At 69.9% G+C, this 18,720-nt stretch carries 17 protein-coding genes; 6 read left to right on the forward strand and 11 right to left on the reverse strand.

Annotation, left to right across the window (positions count from 1 at the left end):
• Nucleotides 1–4 precede the first annotated feature (4 nt).
• The 9 genes from IEZ31_RS18565 to IEZ31_RS18605 form a co-directional block, all read right to left on the reverse strand.
• Entirely contained in the window at nt 5–1,006 is a 1,002-nt protein-coding gene (locus tag IEZ31_RS18565) for a succinate dehydrogenase/fumarate reductase iron-sulfur subunit (RefSeq protein WP_190251140.1), read from the reverse strand.
• Complete coding sequence (locus IEZ31_RS18570; protein ID WP_190251141.1) at nt 1,006–2,871, reverse strand: fumarate reductase/succinate dehydrogenase flavoprotein subunit; 1,866 nt, start codon at nt 2,869–2,871, stop codon at nt 1,006–1,008. Before IEZ31_RS18570 ends, IEZ31_RS18565 begins: the two co-directional genes overlap by 1 nt.
• 16 nt (nt 2,872–2,887) lie before the next feature.
• Nucleotides 2,888–3,709, reverse strand: coding sequence for a succinate dehydrogenase subunit SdhC (gene sdhC / locus IEZ31_RS18575; RefSeq protein WP_190251142.1), 822 nt, complete (start codon nt 3,707–3,709; stop codon nt 2,888–2,890).
• Nucleotides 3,710–4,541: 832 nt separating this feature from the next.
• On the reverse strand, nt 4,542–5,921 hold the full coding sequence (locus IEZ31_RS18580) for a TldD/PmbA family protein (protein WP_190251143.1): 1,380 nt from the start codon (nt 5,919–5,921) through the stop codon (nt 4,542–4,544).
• Nucleotides 5,918–7,354 carry a TldD/PmbA family protein gene (locus IEZ31_RS18585; RefSeq protein WP_190251144.1) on the reverse strand — a complete coding sequence of 479 codons (1,437 nt, stop codon included), beginning with the start codon at nt 7,352–7,354 and terminating at the stop codon, nt 5,918–5,920. The genes IEZ31_RS18580 and IEZ31_RS18585 overlap by 4 nt, the downstream gene beginning before the upstream one ends.
• Before the next feature lie 64 nt (nt 7,355–7,418).
• Nucleotides 7,419–7,703: a 4a-hydroxytetrahydrobiopterin dehydratase gene (locus IEZ31_RS18590; RefSeq protein WP_190251145.1), complete on the reverse strand. Its 285-nt coding sequence runs from the start codon at nt 7,701–7,703 to the stop codon at nt 7,419–7,421.
• 17 nt (nt 7,704–7,720) lie between these two features.
• Nucleotides 7,721–8,704 (reverse strand): S8 family serine peptidase, encoded by a 984-nt coding sequence (locus IEZ31_RS18595; protein ID WP_190251146.1) that lies wholly within the window; start codon nt 8,702–8,704, stop codon nt 7,721–7,723.
• 107 nt (nt 8,705–8,811) lie between these two features.
• Nucleotides 8,812–10,056 (reverse strand): hypothetical protein, encoded by a 1,245-nt coding sequence (locus tag IEZ31_RS18600; RefSeq protein WP_190251147.1) that lies wholly within the window; start codon nt 10,054–10,056, stop codon nt 8,812–8,814.
• Nucleotides 10,053–10,487 carry a hypothetical protein gene (locus IEZ31_RS18605; RefSeq protein WP_190251148.1) on the reverse strand — a complete coding sequence of 145 codons (435 nt, stop codon included), beginning with the start codon at nt 10,485–10,487 and terminating at the stop codon, nt 10,053–10,055. Before IEZ31_RS18605 ends, IEZ31_RS18600 begins: the two co-directional genes overlap by 4 nt.
• An 84-nt stretch (nt 10,488–10,571) precedes the next feature.
• On the opposite strand from IEZ31_RS18605, the gene IEZ31_RS18610 reads away from it, so the two are divergent.
• Nucleotides 10,572–11,441, forward strand: a complete 870-nt coding sequence (locus IEZ31_RS18610; RefSeq protein WP_190251149.1) for a hypothetical protein — start codon at nt 10,572–10,574, stop codon at nt 11,439–11,441.
• Here the strand turns inward: IEZ31_RS18610 and IEZ31_RS18615 are convergent.
• Nucleotides 11,419–13,524 carry a S9 family peptidase gene (locus IEZ31_RS18615; RefSeq protein ID WP_190251150.1) on the reverse strand — a complete coding sequence of 702 codons (2,106 nt, stop codon included), beginning with the start codon at nt 13,522–13,524 and terminating at the stop codon, nt 11,419–11,421. The genes IEZ31_RS18610 and IEZ31_RS18615 overlap by 23 nt on opposite strands.
• 121 nt (nt 13,525–13,645) lie before the next feature.
• On the opposite strand from IEZ31_RS18615, the gene mshB reads away from it, so the two are divergent.
• From mshB to IEZ31_RS18630, 3 genes are all read left to right on the forward strand, one after another.
• Nucleotides 13,646–14,584 carry an N-acetyl-1-D-myo-inositol-2-amino-2-deoxy-alpha-D-glucopyranoside deacetylase gene (gene mshB / locus IEZ31_RS18620; RefSeq protein ID WP_373294628.1) on the forward strand — a complete coding sequence of 313 codons (939 nt, stop codon included), beginning with the start codon at nt 13,646–13,648 and terminating at the stop codon, nt 14,582–14,584.
• Nucleotides 14,581–15,504, forward strand: a complete 924-nt coding sequence (locus IEZ31_RS56655) for a hypothetical protein (protein ID WP_229835421.1) — start codon at nt 14,581–14,583, stop codon at nt 15,502–15,504. Before mshB ends, IEZ31_RS56655 begins: the two co-directional genes overlap by 4 nt.
• A gap of 116 nt (nt 15,505–15,620) precedes the next feature.
• Nucleotides 15,621–16,085, forward strand: coding sequence for a hypothetical protein (locus tag IEZ31_RS18630; protein ID WP_190251152.1), 465 nt, complete (start codon nt 15,621–15,623; stop codon nt 16,083–16,085).
• Nucleotides 16,086–16,199: 114 nt separating this feature from the next.
• Here IEZ31_RS18630 and IEZ31_RS18635 read toward each other — a convergent pair whose 3' ends face one another.
• Nucleotides 16,200–17,150, reverse strand: coding sequence for a GNAT family N-acetyltransferase (locus IEZ31_RS18635; protein WP_190251153.1), 951 nt, complete (start codon nt 17,148–17,150; stop codon nt 16,200–16,202).
• Between the two features lie 106 nt (nt 17,151–17,256).
• Between IEZ31_RS18635 and fdxA the strand changes: the two genes are divergently transcribed.
• A complete protein-coding gene (fdxA, locus tag IEZ31_RS18640; RefSeq protein ID WP_229835423.1) occupies nt 17,257–17,583 on the forward strand; it encodes a ferredoxin in 327 nt (108 codons plus the stop codon).
• Nucleotides 17,580–18,689: a succinyldiaminopimelate transaminase gene (gene dapC / locus IEZ31_RS18645; RefSeq protein WP_229835452.1), complete on the forward strand. Its 1,110-nt coding sequence runs from the start codon at nt 17,580–17,582 to the stop codon at nt 18,687–18,689. Before fdxA ends, dapC begins: the two co-directional genes overlap by 4 nt.
• Nucleotides 18,690–18,720 lie beyond the last annotated feature (31 nt).

The following is an 18,720-nucleotide window of genomic DNA, read 5'->3' on the forward strand; positions in this document are numbered from 1 at the left end:
TCGTTCAGTGCCCGTCGGGCGACGACGGGTGCTGATACCGGAGCTTCTCCGGCGGCAGCGGGAACTCCTGGTCGTCACCGAACGGCGACGCCGCCGCGGCCCGGTCCAGGTAGAGCTCCGCGACCGTGAGCTTCCCGTCGGGGCCGACCGGCGCGTCCTGCGGTAGCGGCGGCCCCTCCTGGTTCCAGCTGCTGCCCGTGTCCGCACTCCGGCCGGGCCCGGCCGCCGCATGGGCAGCCACGGGCTCGTCGAGCTGGTCACGGCGGAAGATCTTGCGCCCAAGCCAGGTCACCGGGTCGTACCTCCGATCGACAACGCGTTCCTTCATCGGGATGATCGCATTGTCGGTGATTTTGATGTGTTCCGGGCAGACCTCGGTGCAGCATTTGGTGATGTTGCAGTAGCCGAGCCCCTGCTCCGCCTGCGCGAGCTCCTTGCGGTCGGTGCGCGCGTCGAGCGGGTGCATGTCGAGCTCCGCCGCCCGGATGAAGAACCGCGGGCCGGAGAAGGCCTGCTTGTTCTCCTCGTGGTCACGGATCACGTGGCACACGTTCTGGCAGAGGTAGCATTCGATGCACTTGCGGAACTCCTGCGAGCGTTCCACGTCGATCTGCTGCATGCGGTACTCGCCGGGCTCCACACCCTTCGGCGGAGCGAACGCCGGCAGCTCACGTGCCTTCTGGTAGTTGAAGTTCACGTTCGTGACCAGGTCGCGGATCACCGGGAAGGTGCGCAGCGGGGTCACCGTCACCGTCTCGTTGTCCTCGAACGTCGACATCCGGGTCATGCAGCCCAGCCGCGGCTTGCCGTTGATCTCCATCGAGCAGGAGCCACACTTGCCGGCCTTGCAGTTCCAGCGCACGGCCAGGTCGGGAGTCTGGGTCGCCTGCAGCCGGTGGATGACGTCGAGGACGACCTCGCCCTCGTTGACCTCCACCTGGAAGTCCTGCAGCGACCCCCCGGTGTCGTCGCCGCGCCAGACGCGGAAGTGGCGCTTGGTGCCCATCACAGCTCCTCGTCGGTCATGTACTTGGCCAGCTCACTGCGCTCGAACAGGCCCTGGAGCTCGGGGCGCATCACGGGCAGGGGCTTGCGCTCCAGCCGGACGTCCTCGCCGTCGAGTGAGCAGACCAGGTTGATCCGACGCCAGTTCGGGTCCATCTTGGGGAAGTCCTCGCGGGTGTGCCCGCCGCGCGACTCGTTGCGCTCCAGCGCGGCCTTCGCGGTGCACTCCGACACCACGATCATGTTGCGCAGGTCGAGCGCGAGGTGCCAGCCCGGGTTGTACTTCCGGCCGCCCGCCACGCCGACCTTCTTGACCCGCTCCTTGAGCTCCGCCAGCCGGCCGATCGAGTCCTGCAGCTCGCCCTCGCGGCGGATGATGCCGACGAGGGTGCCCATGATGTCCTGCAGCTCCTGGTGCAGCGTGTAGGGGTTCTCGCCGCCATCGCCCCGCTGCAGCGGAGCCAGCGCCGTGTCCAGCGCCGCGTCGACGGCCGCCGCGGCCGGCTTGCGCCGGCCGGTCGCGGTCGCGTGCGCCGCCGCGTACTCGCCGGCCCGCTTGCCGAAGACCAGCAGGTCGGACAGCGAGTTGCCGCCGAGCCGGTTGGAGCCGTGCATGCCGCCGGACACCTCGCCGGCCGCGAACAGCCCGGCCACCGCCGCCGCCGTGGAGTCGGCGTCGACCTCGACGCCGCCCATCACGTAGTGGCAGGTCGGGCCGACCTCCATCGGCTGCTTCGTGATGTCGACGTCGGCCAGCTCCTTGAACTGGTGGTACATCGAGGGCAGCCGCTTGCGGACCTGCTCGGCCGGCAGCCGGCTCGCGATGTCGAGCAGCACCCCGCCCGCCTGCGTGCCCCGGCCCGCCTTGACCTCGCTGTTGATCGCCCGGGCGACCTCGTCACGCGGCAGCAGCTCCGGCGGGCGCCGGTTGTTGTCGGGGTCGGAGTACCAGCGGTCCGCCTCCTCCTCCGTCTCCGCGTACTGCTTGCGGAAGACGTCGGGGACGTAGTCGAACATGAACCGCTTGCCGTCGGTGTTGCGCAGGACGCCACCGTCACCACGCACCGACTCGGTCACGAGGATGCCCTTGACCGACGGCGGCCAGACCATGCCGGTCGGGTGGAACTGCAGGAACTCCATGTTGATGAGCGTGGCGCCGGCGCGCAGGGCCAGCGCGTGGCCGTCGCCGGTGTACTCCCAGGAGTTCGAGGTCACCTTGTACGACTTGCCGACGCCGCCCGTCGCCAGCACGATGGCCGACGTCTCGAAGAGCACGAACTCGCCGGTCTCGCGGTAGTACCCGAACGCGCCCGAGATCGCGCCGTTGTCGACGAACAGCTCGGTGATCGTGCACTCCTGGAAGACCCGGATCCGGGCCTCGTAGTCGCCGTGCTCCGCGTAGTCCTCCTGCTGCAGCGAGACGATCTTCTGCTGGAGGGTGCGGATCAGCTCCAGGCCGGTGCGGTCACCGACGTGCGCCAGCCGGGGATACTCGTGGCCGCCGAAGTTGCGCTGGCTGATCTTGCCGTCCTTGGTGCGGTCGAACAGCGCGCCGTAGGTCTCCAGCTCCCAGATGCGGTCCGGGGCCTCCTTGGCGTGCAGCTCCGCCATGCGGAAGTTGTTCAGGAACTTGCCGCCACGCATGGTGTCGCGGAAGTGGACCTGCCAGTTGTCGTTGGCGTTGACGTTGCCCATCGCCGCCGCGGCGCCGCCCTCGGCCATGACCGTGTGCGCCTTGCCGAACAGCGACTTCGAGATGATGGCGGTCTTCTTGCCCGCAAGCCTTGCCTCGATCGCGGCCCGCAGGCCGGCGCCGCCGGCACCGATCACCACGACGTCGTAGGTGTGTCGCTCGATGTTCGTCATCGGGGGTTCCTCAGTCTCAGTTGAAGATCCGCAGATCGCTGAACCAGTTGGCCGAGACGGCCATGATGTACGCGTCGGTCAGGATGACCGTGAACAGCGAGGTCATGGCGAAGGTCCCGTGGCGCGTGTTCAGCTTCGAGATCAGCGTCCACATCTTGTACCGGACCGGGTGCTTCGAGAAGTGCTTCAACCGCCCGCCCATGACGTGCCGGCAGGCGTGGCAGCTGGCCGTGTACCCGGCGAGCGCGATCACGTTCACCACGATGATCAGCGATCCGAGCCCGATGCCGAAGCCACCGTCGGTGCCCTTGAACGCGTGCAGCGCGTCCCAGACGTTGATCAGCAGGATGACCGCAGCCAGGTAGAAGAAGTACCGGTGCGAGTTCATGAAGATGAGCGGGAAGCGGGTCTCACCGCTGTACTTCTTGTGGGGCTCCTGCACGGCGCAGGCCTGGGGCGACAGCCACAGCGAGCGGTAGCCGCTCTTGCGGTAGTAGTAGCAGGTCACCCGGAAGCCGGCGACGATCGGGAAAGCCGCGAGCCCGAGCGGGAGCCACGCCGGGAACTTCCCGAACGGCGTGCCGAAGTGCGACGAACCTTTCACACACGAGTCACTCAGACACGGGGAGTACAGCGGCGTGAGGTACCCGTGCTCCCCGACGAAGTACCACTTCGCCATGAAGATGCGGATCGTCGAATACACGATGAAGAACAGCAGAATGGCCGCGATGGACAACGGCGAAAGCCGCCACCCGTCCGTCCGCAACGTCTTTGCGCTGATTGCGGCGCGCGGCCCCGCGCCAAAGGCTGACCGAGGCCGGGTCGGCGTGGTCGTCATGGTGAGTGCTCCCTGGACGGGCTTGGGTTGTTGTGAGAGTTCTCCGATGTACCGATCTGTGGTCGGTGCACACGTTACGCCCGATCCCCGCAGCGTCGTGCGTTGGGAGTCTGGCGCGTGTCGAACCGATGACGAAAGACTTTGCGGCCATTCCACGGGCCGATGTGCAGAACTTCACTCCGGTCGCATGGGACACACCAGCACCAGTGATCACACTGTGTTCCCGTTCCGTCACTTTGCCACCTTCGCACCGTTTCCGAAGATCCGCTCTACGGCCGGGTCTCATTGAGCCGCGCGGCGCGTGCCCCGGGCGCCGCGCGCCTCGGCTCTCGGGCGCGCCGGGCCCTCGACCGGTAGCGGGGGATCTGCCCTCGGGCGGTGGCGGGGCCTGCCGGCGGGAGGCCCGTCGGTCTTCGGGCTGCGCAGGGTCCTCGACACGGTGGCGGGTCTTGTTCTCGGGCGCGCGTCCGTCCTCGGGCGCGCGCTGGGTCCGCGATCGGTGGCGGGGTCCTGTCCTCGGCCGGGTCTCGGCCCCTTGGACGGCGCCTGGGTCCTCGGGCCGTGCCTGGTCCTCAGGCCGCGAGCAGGTCTCTCTGGATGGTGCAACGCGGCTGGGGCGCACGCCGACCTTCAGGCGCGACGCCCGCTGACGCAACGCCAGGTAGCACGATTGCCGCCGCTCCGAGCACTCCTCTCGCGACTCCTCCGTGGCGCGGCCGTTGCTCGGTGTGCGGCTCTGTCGGCCGGTTCGTCCGCCAGCCGCGACTGGCCGGTCGCGCCCCGTTCGGCGACCGGCCCACCTTCGGCCGCGAAACTCCCGCTCGTCCTCGGGTCAGCCCGAGGCACCCCCGGTGTAGTTCCAGGACGCCAGGCGCAGCGCCGGAGCGATGAAGCCGGCCTCGCTCCACGGTCCCGGTAACTCCACCGCCCGGGAGCCGATGCCGAGCACCGCGCCGGGCTGGAGCGCCTGCGGGTAGGACTGCGTGAAGCGGAAGTTCCTGACCGGCGTCGTGACCAGGCCGTCCTCGATGAGCCAGACGCCGTTGCGGGTCAGGCCGGTCACGACGAGCGTCCGCGGGTCGAGCACGCGCGTGTAGTGGTTGTCGGTCACGAGCAGCCCGCGCTCGACCCCGGCGACCAGCGCGGCGACGCTGGAGTCGGCAGCCGGCCCCTCGACCTCGACCGGCGCCGGGCCGCCGGTCGGCAGGAGCCGCAAGCTGGACGGGATGGCGCCGAAGCTCGCGCCGCCCGGGATCGCGTGTCCGGTCGAGCGGGCGTCGCCGCCGGCCCGGGCCGCGGTGCGCCGGTCGTGCACCACCGCCGCCGAGACCCCGCCGTCGACCAGCACGACCCGCTGCCGCGGAGTGCCCTCGACGTCGAACGGGATCGCCGTCGAGTCGGGCGCCGTAGCGTCCTCGACCACGGTCACCGACGGGTCGAACTGTGCCTTGCCCAGCTCCAGGAACGACTGCCGGTCCAGCACCATCTTGGCGTTGAAGCCGTAGACGGCCAGCATCTGCAGTACATCGGCCACCGCCGTCGGCTCGAGCACCACTTCGTAGCGGCCGGGCGGGAGCTCGACCGGGTTCTCGCCGGAGCGCGCCTTCGCCGCCGCGCGGGCTCCCAGCACCGCCCCGTCGAGGTCGGCGATCCGCACCGCGGCCAGCCGGGCCAGCCCGTCGGAGGTTGCCGTGCGCGCGATGCCGTCCATGGCGGCGCTGGTCTTGGTGCCGCTGACGTGCTGGCCGGCCGAGTTCGCGTAGACGGCCCGAGTGGAGGCGGTGCGGCAGTAGCCGGCCGTGTCCATCCCCGCCGCCTGGTCGACGAACGCTCGCACGCGCGACGCCCGGTCGTCCGGCGACGCCGCCGCGGTCTCCTCGTCGACGTTGCCGCCGAACGTCACCGGCGACGGCGGCGCCAGCCCGGGCCACGTCGGGTCGGCGGGCGCGAGCCGCATCGACTCCAGCGTGCGCCTGACCAGGTCATCGAGCCCGTCGAGCACTGTCGTGGACGTGGTGGCGGTCCTCCCGTCCGCGTGCAGCCGGAGCCGGATCGTCGTGGACTCGTCGGCCACGTTCTGATGCACGTACGAGTTGGCGAAACGCGTCAACGCCAGCGCCGCGCGCTCGACGACCACCTCGGCCTCGACGCCGCTGCCGACGAGCTCCAGCACCCGCTGGGCCAGGTCGGTCTCGGACAACGTCGTGCTCATCCCCGCACCCCCACGCGCACGTTGGTGAACCGGGCCGCCGCGGCCGGATGGCCGGTGTGCCCGATCTGGCCCGGCTGCCCCTTGCCGCAATTCGGCGTGCCCCAGGCCGTCACGTCCGACGACAGCATGTCCATCGAGCCCCAGAACCGCGGGCCGATGCCGGTATACGTCGGGTTGCGCAGCATCCGGCCGAGCTTGCCGTTCTTGATCTCCCAGCCGATCTCGCAGCCGAACTGGAAGTTGAGCCGCTTGTCATCGATCGACCAGGAGCGGTTGAAGTCCATCAGCACGCCGTCGTCGGTCGCCGCGATCATCTCGTCCAGCGTGTGCGGCCCCGGCACCAGCCCGACGTTGGTCATCCGAACCATCGGCAGCCGCGCCCACCCGTCGGCGCGCACGCTGCCCGCGTAGTCGAGCCCGGCGACCGCCGCCGAGTCTCGCCCGGCGAGCGTCCCGACCCAGATCCCGTCACGGACCGCATACCTCGGCTGCGCCGGCGTGCCCTCGTCGTCGTAGCCGAACGACCCCAGCGCACCCGCGATCGTCGGATCGATGGTGATGTTCATCAGCTCCGACCCGTACCGCAGCTGATTGAGCTTCGAAAGCTCCAGCCACGACGTCCCCGCGAACGCCGCCTCCCAGCCGAGGATCCGGTCGAGCTCGATCGCGTGCCCCACCGACTCGTGGATCTGCAACGCCATCTGCTCGCTGCCCAGGATGAGCGTCGTCTCGCCTGCGGGGCAGTGCGGCGCCGTGAGCAGCGCCCGCGCCTCCTCCGCGATCCGGGCGGCGTGCGCCTGCAGGTCCAGCTCGTCGACCAGCTCCCAGCCGCGCGTACCGTACTGCCCGCGATACGACGGGTAGGAACGCCGCTGCGTCTCGCCGTCGCCGATGACCGTGGCCGAGATGCCCGCCCCGGACTCGCGGATGTGCTGGTCGATGCGGTGCCCCTGCGACGACACGAACCACTTCCGCGTGTCCCAGATCTGGTAAAGCCCCTCGGCGATGTCGGCCCCGGCCTTGTGCGACTCGGCCGTCGCGGCCGTCAGCAGGTCACCCTTCGTGGACAGCGCCACCCCGAGCGGGTCCACCTCGCACGCACTCGCCCACGAGTCCACCCGCGCCTCGACGTCCACGAGATCGACCTGCGGCCCCGGCACCGTCGCCGACGCCTTGGCGATCGCCGTCGCCCGCTCCCCGGCCCGCCTGGCCGCGTCCCGCCCTAGATCGGGAACCGCGAAGAACCCCCAGCTCGAACCGACCAGCGCCCGGACACCGACACCGGCGTCCTCGTCCTGGCTCAGCTCCTCGATCTCCCCGTTTCGTGCGGTCATCGACTCGGAACGCCGGTGCATGACGCGAGCGTCGGCATAGCGAGCCCCAGCGGCCAGCGCCGCCTCGACCGCCGCGCTGGCAACGTCGAAGTGGGTCATGGGAGGGACATTACCGAGGGGGTACGACGAAATCTGGCGAGTCGACCCTCGGTTGATGCCGGATCTACCCGATCAACTCGTTGATCTGCCGCGCCAGGGCGAGATCCTTCTCCGTGACCCCACCCGCAGAGTGGGTGCTCAGCCGGAAGGTCACCGTCCGCCACCGGATGTCGATGTCAGGATGGTGATCCGCCTGCTCGGCCACGTGCGCCACCTCGGCCACGAGCCGGATACCGTCCAGAAAGGACTCGGCGGTCACCGACCGCTCGATGGCCGAGGCGTCCCCGGCCCACCCACGAAGATCGCCGAGAGCAGCCGCAACCTGCTCCGCACCGAGCACATCAGCCATACACGCACGCTACTCCCTCACCGGTACCGCCGCCGCCGACTCCGCACGACCCCCTGCACGACCGCGATGAGCACGACGACGAGGGCGGCCATCCCAACCCCGATGACCACCGACACGTTGCTGCTTCCTTGCCCGTCCCGAGGCGTCGCTGCCGCCGATGGCGAAACACTGGGTGAGGCCGGGGGGATCTCGGCGGTGAGCGCCTTGACGATGTCGAGCACCCCGTAGCCATACTCGTCATCTCGCCCGGGCGCCCCTCTGTCCTGCGCGGTGAGGGTGAGCCGCCGAATGACCTCGGGCGCGCTGAGCTGAGGGAATTTCGCCCTGACAAGCGCAACGGCCCCCGCCACGATCGCGGTGGCGTCGCTGGTCCCAGACGCGGTCCGATACGTCTGTGACGGGCCGATTGAAAGGATGTCGACAGCAGGAGCAGACAACATCACCTCGGGGCCAGTGGTCGAGATGGCCGCGTGGTTGCCATCTCTGTCCACTCCGCCCACGGCCAGCACACCTGGCTGCCTCGCTGGATAGGCAACCCGCTTGTCCTTGGGGGCATTTCCGACGCCAGCGACAACGACGACGTCAGCCGCTATTGCCCTCTCGATTGCGTCTTTGAGTAATCGATCTTCGCTCGCGCTGAACGAAATTGAAACGATCTTCGCGCGATGTGTAATTGCCCAGTCGATGCCCTTTGCTAGGTCGGGAGGATTGCCCATGTCGCCGCCGAGCGTAACTCGCACAGGAAGGATAGATGCCCGAGGGGCAATGCCGAGGGCGCCGCCGTTATCTGCTTTGCCTCGTGCCGCGATCAGGGCCGCCATAGCGGTGCCATGACCGTCACTGTCGATTCGCCCGTCGCCGCCCTCTGTCCCGGCCGTTGTTACGCCAGGTAGGACTGCGGATGCTAGCTCTGTGGTTCGCGGGTCGACACCGGTGTCCGTAACAGCAACGAGGACTCCGTCGCCTTGGCTGATCTGTTGTGCATCAGCGACGTGGAGCATACGCAGGTGCCACTGTTGGTCACGAATAGCGTCAGCTTGGGCTGGTGATGCCGTAAGCAACGTGGCGACCAGGACTGTCGCTATCGAGGCAACGCGAATCTGTGGACTCACCGGTCGATGCCGATCACACCTGGCCCGGGATCGTGAGCTGCCGGCAGGTGCGGGGCTTCGAGAATCGGTGGTACACCCTCCTCTACGTCCCACATGGTTCCCTGATCGCTTTGCTGCCTGTCCTGTCGCCGTTCTGCGTACTGTGCGAACGAACGGTCGAACCAACCGCCGTCCGCACTTCGGCCCCCACCCTCCGATCGTTCTTCGCGAATCCGTGGCGGACGCAAGACCGCGCTGCCGTCGCGTACACCCCTATGACGTGCTTGAGCCCCCGCTGGTGGCGGCGCGCCGCCACCGATGACACCCGGATACGGAAGAGCGCTTGGTGAAGCGGCTGTCTTCGCTGGTGTGCCGCGCATCGCGGCCTGTCCTGGAGGTTCACCCAGAACGCCCGTGCGAAAAGCTTGGGACTCGACCGGAGTTCGGGACGACCCTGGCAACACTACGAAGGATGAAGTGATGTTCGGCCCATCGTTGAGCGGTACTTGCACGGGTTCGATATGAGGAGTGGTCGGCGGTCCACTGGCGACGCTGGGGCCTTCGGCCAAGATTGGTTGTCCGATTGACGTTGGCTGCGGGGGCTCGAACGTCGGAGTAGGCACGTACCTGTACGGACTTCCGCTTTGGCTCGCGGTGCTGGTCGGTTCGCCTGGATTGAGGCGCAATCCTTCGTCGATTCGACCCAACTCGGGCATCGTTCCCATCGTCTCCGTGGCTTCGGCCACGCGTTGATCGGCTGACACCATGATCGCGCGGGCTTTCTCGTCCAAGCGTTCCTGATGCTCACGTGTCATGAGCTTGTCGAGACCGGGGATCACGGACTGGCTCGGCGCCAAGTTCTCGGGGAGTTGGGGAAGCGCACGTTTGTTGAACGCTTTCGCTGCGGCGGTCGGGTCGTCGTATTGGGCGCGAAGTTCTCCCAAATCACGCTTGGTGTCGTTGAGTGCGTCGGCGATGTGGCCGAGTCCGCCCCAGATGCGGGCTGCCGAGATGCTGGCGAGATCGATCGTGCGCACCATCTGCTTCAGCCGGTCTATGAAGGCGAGGGAGGCCTCGCTTCGGGTCGGGCTCCAATAGTTTTCGAGCTCGGCGATCAATGACTCAAGGCGTTGCTTCTGAGTCACCAGCAAGTGATGTTGCTGCTCCCACGCCTGTAGGTGCGCCACTGCGGCGGCGTCGCTTTCGTTGGCGACCATGGCGTACAACTCGGGTAGGCGCCAGCGGTCGTAGGGGCCGGTCATTGGATCGTTCCGTTGTGCTTGCGCATGAAAGCCTCGTCGGCGTCCAGTGCCGCCTGCTCTGCCTTCACGCGGGCCTCCTCCGCCTCCGCGGCGGCCGTTGCGGCGCCGCCCAGGATTGTCTGCATCTTCGCTGCTGACAGCTGGTCGCCCAGCTCGTAGGCCTTGACGACGTCCTCGGCCGCACGGGCCATCACCTGTGCGTTGTGGATCAGGGTGTCCAGGAAGGTCAGGGCGGCGTTCAGTTCCGTGTTGTAGCGCAGCGCAGCGGCCTGGACCGCCGGGCTCCCGCTGCGGGCGCCGAACGACGGGTACCACGTCAAGTAGCCGCGGATGCGGTCCGCTGCCGGTATGACCTCGCGGTCCACCGCGGACCGTAGTTGTGTGCCGAAGTCGCGGACGCCCGCTGGGTTGATCTCGAAGCCGTCCGCCATGGCGACCTCCCGTATCGACGACAATCAACGGTAGCGGAGTGGGGGTGTGGAGCGCAGGCCCGGCGGGGCAGTACAAAGAACGGTATGTCCATTGGTGCGGTCTCCCGGGAATTGCTGGTGCGGTGCCTTGACAACTGGGCGCCCGGCGGGTTGCACTCCGCGCACGGTGCCACATTCCTGCTCGCCTCGGGGTCGAGCGTCGATCAGGAGGCGGCGGAGGCGGCCGTGCGGGCCCTGGGTGAATTCGCGGATCGGCTGCGCGGGCGGCGGCTGTCGTTGTTGTTTGTGGCGCCCGGCGTCGACGGGCTCGAAGCGCGGCTTCGTGCGGTGCTGCTGGAAATGCAGACGCCCGGGGACTTCGGGGTGCACGTGGTTGCCGGGACGGCCGTGGATGCCGTGCTCAAGGCGGTCGGCGCGGGTAGCGGGCCACTGTTCGCGATGGTGGACGACAGCGTTTCCAAAAACCTCACCGCAAAAGCCGCTGACGTTCTGGTGACCGCTCGCGTGGGCACCTGGCCGGACCAGCGACGGGAATTGCACGCGCACGGCTTCGAGCTGACCGCCGGGGTGGAGCTGATCGACGACGCGGGCGAGGTGCTCGTCGCGTTCGGGACGCGGTCGGGGAAGGCGCTCGAAGCGTTCAAGAACGAGATGTGGGCGCTCGACGAGTACGCCGGCGTGCGGTATCGCGATCCCGAGGATCCCGAAGGGCACCTCATGGATATCTCGCTCGAACCGAATCCGGGCGCGCTGCGGCGGGAACTGCTCGACGTGCTGCGCGGCGGGCCGATGACGGTGACGGAACTGAAGCGGTTCGCGCTCACCGACACCGTTTATCGGGCGGCCGACGCGCAGAAGGTGGTCACGGCGCTGCTGCACGCCGGCGCCGTGACCAGGACCCCCGAGTCGGGACGGCTCGGGGGTGACGTCGTCATCCGATTGAGCGGCGGATGAAGTCGAGCTCGATGCGCAGTAATTTCTCGGCCAGGCCGCCCGCGGCCATGTGCGTGGCGCCGGTCAGCGGGATCATTGAGTGCGGGCGGCCGGCGCCGAGCAGCGCCGCGGACAGGCGGAGCGTGTGCGCGGCCACCACGTTGTCGTCGACGAGGCCGTGGATGAGCAGCATCGGGCGGGCCTCGTCGGGGCGTACCGGCGGCTCGGCGGCCAGCTCGATCAGCGAGTTGTGCGAGTACACCTCCGGCGCCTCGGCGGGCAGCCCGAGGTACCGCTCGGTGTATGCGGTGTCGTAGAGGCTCCAGTCGGTGACGGGCGCGCCGACGACGGCGCAGCGGTAGACGTCGGGCCGGCGCAGCACGCCCAGCGCCGACAGCCACCCGCCGAACGACCAGCCGCGGATCGCGACGCGGTCCAGGTCGAGGTCGGGGTGCTTCTCGGCGAGGGCCTCCAGGGCGTCGACCTGGTCGGTGAGGATGACGTCGGAGAACCGCCGGTGGATCGCCTTGTCGAAGCTCGGCGCCACGCCGGGAGTGCCACGGTTGTCGATGGACACGACCGCGAAGCCGGCGTCGGCCCACCACTGCTTCTCCTGCCAGCGGGCGCGCGCGGCGACGACCTCCTGGTGGCCGGGGCCGCCGTAGATCGCGACGAGCACGGGCAGCCGGCGCCCGGACACGTGCCCGCGCGGATAGAGCACGCCGGTTGGCAGGCGGCGGTCCGTCACCCGTTCGAGCACGGGCCTCGCCGCATACGGTGGCTCGGCGGCGTGCGAGGCGATCTCGCCGATCACGTCGCCGTTGTGGTGGATGGCGTACTGCGCGCCGCCGTGCTCCAGCGTCTGCGCCCCGATGACGATCGTGCGCCCACCGGCCTGCGCGATGTGCCAGCCCGGCTCGGACGTGAGGCGCTGCGCCTGGGCACTCGAATGGGTGATCGGGATGCGGAAGATGTGCTGCTCGCTGGGCTCGCCGTCGCTGGCCTCGACGACGAGGTCGCCGTCGAGCCGGCCGACGACGCGGCGGACATACAGGTGCGGGGGAGTGATCAGGCTCCCGTCGGCGAAGAGGCAGCGCGAGTCGTAGCCGTCGTGCGCGAGTTCGCCGCCGACGAGCACGCGGCCGTCGGCGAGGTGCACGGGAGTGCCCGGCACCGGCTCCACCCAGCGCGGATCGGCGAGCTCGGCGTGGACCTGCGTCTCGCCGGTGCGCGGGTCGACGGCGATCACCAGCCCGTGCTGCTGCAGGCGGCGCAGGACGGCCAGCAGCGGGCCGCCCTGCTCCGACCAGGAGGCCGACACGAGGTACGGATACGTCTCCCGGTCCCAGTGCACGTCCACCCAGCCGCCGTCGAGGTCGAGCACGTGCAGGGTGACCTTGGCGTTGTCGGCGCCGGCGTGCGGATAGGCCACCGTGGTGGGGTCCTGGTCGGGCTGCGACGGGTCGTGGAGATGCCAGCGGGGCACCCGCGACTCGTCCACGCGGGCCGTGAGGATGCTGCGGCCGTCGGGGGACCACCAGTACCCCCGGAAGCGGTGGAACTCCTCCGCACCGATGAACTCGGCCATCCCCCAGGTGACGCCCGCCTCGCCGGCGAGCAGCGCGTCGGTGCCGTCGGCGTCGATCACGTGCAGCACGCCGCCGGTCACGTAGGCGATGCGCCGCCCGGTCGGGTCGGGCCTCGGGTCGACGACAGGCCCGGCGGCCCGCAGCTCGACCACGTCGCCGGTGAGCAGGTCGGCACGGAACAGCCGGCCACCCAGCGCGAAGGCGGCCATTACACCGGCGCCGTCGAGGGCGAACGAGCCGATGCCGCCCGCCGACAGGCGCAGCCGCTCGCGCAGCGCGCGCTCGGCGGCCGGCAGGTCGGTGTCGTCCTTGTCGCCCTGCAGCAGCGCGGCCGGGTCGGCGATCCGCCGCTCGGTGCGGGCGGCGACGTCATACAGCCACAGGGCATCGGTGGGGTCCTCCGGGCCGGAGGAGCGCAGGAACACCACCCGCGCACCGTCCGGGCTCACCGTGACGGCCCGGGGCGCGCCATAGGAGAAACGTCGGGTACGCGCGGCCAACTCCGGATAGTCCACCCCGGAATGTTGACTCGCCCGCGCCGGATTGTCATGTCAAACGGCGGGAAGGTGACGGGGAGTGTTCGCATGGCCACGCGGACCGTGGCGGTGGGAAGAAGTGTCGGTGGGACGCCGTACAGTGGCTCGCGTGAGTGCTCGGAGCATCCTTTTCGTCCATGCACACCCCGACGACGAGTCGATGGGGACCGGTGCCACCATGGCCCGCTACGCGGCCGGCGGCGCCCACGTCATCCTGGTCACCTGCACCCTCGGTGAGGAGGGTGAGATCCACGTGCCGGCGTTGGCCGGGATCGCCGCCGCCGAGGGCGACCAGCTCGGCGGCTACCGGATCGCGGAGCTGGCGGAGGCGTGTCGCGCGCTGGGGGTGAGCGACCACCGGTTCCTCGGCGGTGCGGGGCGGTATCGCGATTCGGGCATGATGGACACTCCGGCCAACAAGCACCCGCGGGCGTTCTGGGGTGCCGACCTCGACCGGGCCGCCGCCGAGCTGCTCGACGTGATCCGCGAGGTGCGACCGCAGGTGGCCGTCACCTACGACGCCAACGGCTTCTACGGGCACCCCGACCACATCCAGGCCCACCGGGTGCTGATGCGCGCGGTCGAGCTGGCCGAGGAGGAGGGGATCGCGCCCGCGAAGGTGTACTGGACGGCGGTGCCCCGCAGCGTCCTCGAAGCCGGCATGCGCGAGTTCCGCGGCTCCTCCGACAACCCGTTCGCGGACGTCGAGCGGCCCGAGGACCTGCCGTTCGGCACCGACGACAAGGACATCGCGGCGCGGATCGACGCGCACGAGTTCGCCGAGGAGAAGACGGCCGCCCTGCGCGCGCACGCGACGCAGATCCCGCCGACGTCGTGGCTGTTCTCGATCGCGGGCAACTTCGGCGCCGAGTTCATGGGCGTGGAGTTCTACCAGCTGGCGTTGGGTGAAAAGGGGCCGGGGGTCGGGCCGTTCGGCTGGGAGGAAGACCTGTTCGCCGGGCTCGACGTCGACCCGCCCCGCACGCCGGGGCCGCGGAGCGACCGGGAGGGCGTGGCTGTGGAGAGCGCGGCGCCGTGACCACGAAGCGCAAGGGTCCGCCGCGTCCGAGCCCCGCATCCCGCGGGGCCGGCACCCGTCGGCCCGCTGCGACCAACGGCGCCGGCGAGACCGACCAGGCGCCCGGGCTCAACCACCCCGGCAAGATCGACCAGGCGCCCGGGCTCAACAGGGTCGACGAGGTCGACCAGGCGGCGGAGTCCACCGGGGCCGGCGGCGTCCACGAGCCTGAGCGGGCCGCCGGCGCCACGGTCACCGGCGGGCGTGGCGCGGCTGGCGGGCCCGGCGGCGCCGACAGTGCTGGCAGAGTTGACAAGACCGGCGGGGCTGACGTGGCCGGGCCGGATCGCGAAGCCGGCCGTGAGCGGCCAGGCGACGTGGCGGCGGACGGCGCGGCTGCGAGCGGCGCGGGAGCGAGTGAGGCGGGGCAGGAAGACGTGGCTCAGGACAGTGCGGTGGAGGTCGTCCTCGACGGGGCGGTCGCCGAGCCCGTGCGGCGAATGTCGCCGGAGCTGGAGCGGCGGCTCAACCTGTGGATCACGGTCGGTGGGCTGGTCGTGGTGACGCTGCTGGCGCTCGTGCTGGCGTTGATCGAGGCGTTCTTCGCGCCGTTCCGGCTGCACGGGACGGGTGCGCGGATCCCGATCTCGCTCGTGCTGGCCGTGGTGACCAATCCGCTGCTCGGGTGGTTCGCGTTCACGACGACCGGACGGCGGCTGGCGGCGCTCTTACCCGCCGGGGCCTGGTGCGCGGTGTGGATTCTGGCCGCCGGGCGCACGACGGAGGGTGACCTCCTGCTCACTGACGGAAACTGGGTGGGGCTGCTGACGCTGTTCGCCGGGCCGTTGGCGTTCGCGGTCGGCATCTACGTCTCGGCGCTGCGGCAGCGTCCAGCCAACTCCAAGCCGGGGGCTCTTGCGCCACGGAGTGTGGACGGGTAGACACGTTTCCGCGAATCGCAGCGCGTGCCTGATGCGAGCCAGCCGTTGACCGGTTGGCCGATCGTCGGGGCGCGGCCGGGGGTACGGCGAGCGAGTGGAACAGACGGAGGCGTGCGGTGAAGGAACGGTGGCTGCCAGTTGGCCTCATCGCGGGAGGCCTCTTCCTGGTCAACGTGATCGCGCGGCTCGTGGTGCGGTTTGGGGCCGGCAGCGACGACGACAAGCAGATCACGATCGGCCTTTGGGCGCTGGTCGCGGTCGGTGCGGTGATGATCCCGGTCGCGTTCTGGTATGCCCGGCGGCACCCGATGATCCGGGTCGTCGGTGACCTCGGGATCGCCGTCGTCGTGGCCTGCCTGCTGGCGGTGCTGGTCGGGCCGTTCGTGTCGGGCGTGTCGCCGCTCAGCAACGGGGTCGGGCTGGTCTTCCGGCAGTTCTTCTACTTCGTCGGGCTGTCCGCGATCGGCGCCGTGCTCGGGCTGCTCGGGCTGATGACCATGGGGCTGGACTACAAGTCGCAGTCGTGGAAGCGGTACATCGAGCGGACCGACAGCAAGCCGCGCCGCGTCGTCAAGCGCTGACCGGCCCGCCGGTGGCCGAGGCTGATCGGGATCCATGATCAAAGGAGAGATCTGGCTGCCAGGACGACCAGATCCTTCCCTTGATCATGGACGCGGCGGCAGCGAGCCGAAGGCTCACGCACCCGGAAGCAGGCGGCGCGACGAGTAGACGTGGTGCGGGGTGAAGCCCAGCCCCGCGTAGAGCGCCACCGCCGGCTCGTTGTGCTGCTCCACCTGCAGATAGCAGTCGGTCGCGCCCAGGTCGAGCGCCCACGCCACCAGGGCCGCGATCGTCTGCTGGGCCAGGCCGCGGCGGCGGTACTGCTCGTCGACGCCGATCAGGGACAGCCCCAGCCAGCGACCCGCCGGGTCGGCCACGCAGCCTCGGGCGGTGGCGCGCAGGGCGCCGCTCTCGCAGTACCACTGTGCGAAACGGACCTCGGGCACGCCCGTCAGCACGCCGAGTGCGCAGTCGGGCAGCGGGCCCTTGCGGCCGCCGACCGCGGCCAGCCACTCGGCGGACGGGGCTTCGGTCAGGGTGACCGCGCCCGCCGCGGGAAGGCGCAGGTCCAACAGGCGGGCCGTCATCACGACCGTGAGCGGCTTGGCGGTCCAGCCGCGCCGCTCCAGGGCGTCGTCCAGGCGCTGGAAGAGCGGCACCGGGATGCTCATCGCGGGTGGCAGGCCGCGCTCGCGGTACCACTGCTCCACGAAATCGATCGCCTCGGCCTCGGGGAGATCGGGGGAGCCGATCACCAGGGCCGAGTTCCCGCGCTGGGTCCAGCCGTCGGTCGCCCGCAGGAGCCAGTCGCCGAGGCGCGCCGTCTCGGGCGCGGGCCAGCCGGCCGCGGCGGCGTCCTCAATTGCCTCGGTAGGTGTGAAGCGGCGCCGCTGGGGCACGGTCTTGGCGAGGGCGATCTCACTCCTTGGTACCCGTACCGCGCCCGTTCGTGCACGCACTGTGAAATGTGTCTCGCCGACCTCGATCAGCTCGCCCAGGACGTCGGAAAACACCGGTCGTTCGTCCCGGATTCCCACGAAACGGCGCACCACAACGCGTTGTCCCACATGTTGTGGCCCGAGCACAATCGACCTCCCGTGAACCTGGATACTAGGCTCGTACCGCCGCAGTAGGGATGCGGCGGGGCCCGCCAACCACGTTGGCAGCCTCAGGCGCGAAAGAGGGCGACCCGTGACATACATCATCGCCGAACCTTGCGTGGACCTGCTCGACAAGGCCTGCATCGAGGAGTGCCCTGTCGACTGCATCTACGAGGGCAACCGCATGCTCTACATCCACCCCGACGAGTGCGTGGACTGCGGTGCCTGCGAGCCGGTGTGCCCGGTCGAGGCGATCTTCTACGAGGACGACGTCCCGGAGAAGTGGAAGGACTTCGTCGGCGCCAACTACACGTTCTTCGACGAGCTCGGCTCGCCGGGTGGCGCTTCGAAGGTGGGCAAGGTGGAGAAGGACGCGCCGTTCGTCGCCGCCCTGCCGCCGCAGGAGCACGACCACTGACCGGCACCGTCTCGGCTGGAGCCCGGCGCGCGCTCGCGGCCGGGCTTCCCGACTTCCCGTGGGACCGGCTGGAGCCGGTCAAAGCGAAGGCCGCCGCCCACCCCGACGGCCTCGTCGACCTGTCGATCGGCACGCCCGTCGACTCGGTGCCGGACGTCATCCGGGAGGCGCTGGCGCAGGCGTCCGACGCGCCGGGGTATCCGCTGACCGCCGGCACCCCCCGGTTACGCGGCGCGATCCGCGACTGGGTGACCCGCTGGTGCGGCCCGGCGTCCGACGCGTTCGGCGTCCTGCCGACGATCGGCTCGAAGGAGCTGGTCGCCTGGCTGCCGACCCTGCTCGGCCTCGGCCCCGGCGACACCGTGGTGATCCCGCAGGTGTGCTACCCGACGTACGAGGTCGGCGTCCAGCTCGCCGGCGCCACGGTCGTCCGCGCCGACTCGCTGACGTCGGTCGGCCCGGCGCGCGTGCGGCTGGTCTGGATCAACTCGCCGGGCAACCCGACGGGTCGCGTGCTGCCGCCCGCTCACCTGCGCAAGGTCGTCGACTGGGCGCGTGAGCGCGGCGCGATCGTGGCGAGCGACGAGTGCTACCTCCCGCTGTCGTGGGAGTCGGAGCCGGTGTCGATCCTGTCGGTCTGCGACGGGGTGTTCGACAACGTGCTCGCGGTACATTCGCTGTCAAAACGGTCAAACCTGGCCGGATATCGCGCCGGGTTCGTCGCCGGCGATCCCGCGCTCGTCGACGAGCTCCTGCAGGTGCGCAAGCACGCCGGCATGATCGTGCCGGCGCCGGTGCAGGCCGCCATGATCGCGGCGCTCGGGGACGAGGTCCACGTCGAGCAGCAGCGCCGGCGGTACCGCGAACGCCGGGTCGCCCTGCGCGCCGCCTTCGAGCGGGCCGGGTTCACGGTCGAACACTCGGAGGCCGGCCTGTACCTCTGGCTGACCCGCGACGAGGACTCGTGGGCGACGGCCGACTGGCTGGCCGAGCGCGGCATCCTGGCCGCTCCTGGGGCTTTCTACGGCCCCGCGGGCGAGCGCCACGTGCGGGTGGCCCTGACGGTGACCGACGAACGCGTCGAGGCGGCCGCCGCACGGCTGTAGTGGCGCGGTAACGAAGTGGACCTGGCCAAGT

The sequence above is a fragment of the Dactylosporangium sucinum genome, from assembly GCF_014647515.1.
Lineage (GTDB): Bacteria > Actinomycetota > Actinomycetes > Mycobacteriales > Micromonosporaceae > Dactylosporangium > Dactylosporangium sucinum.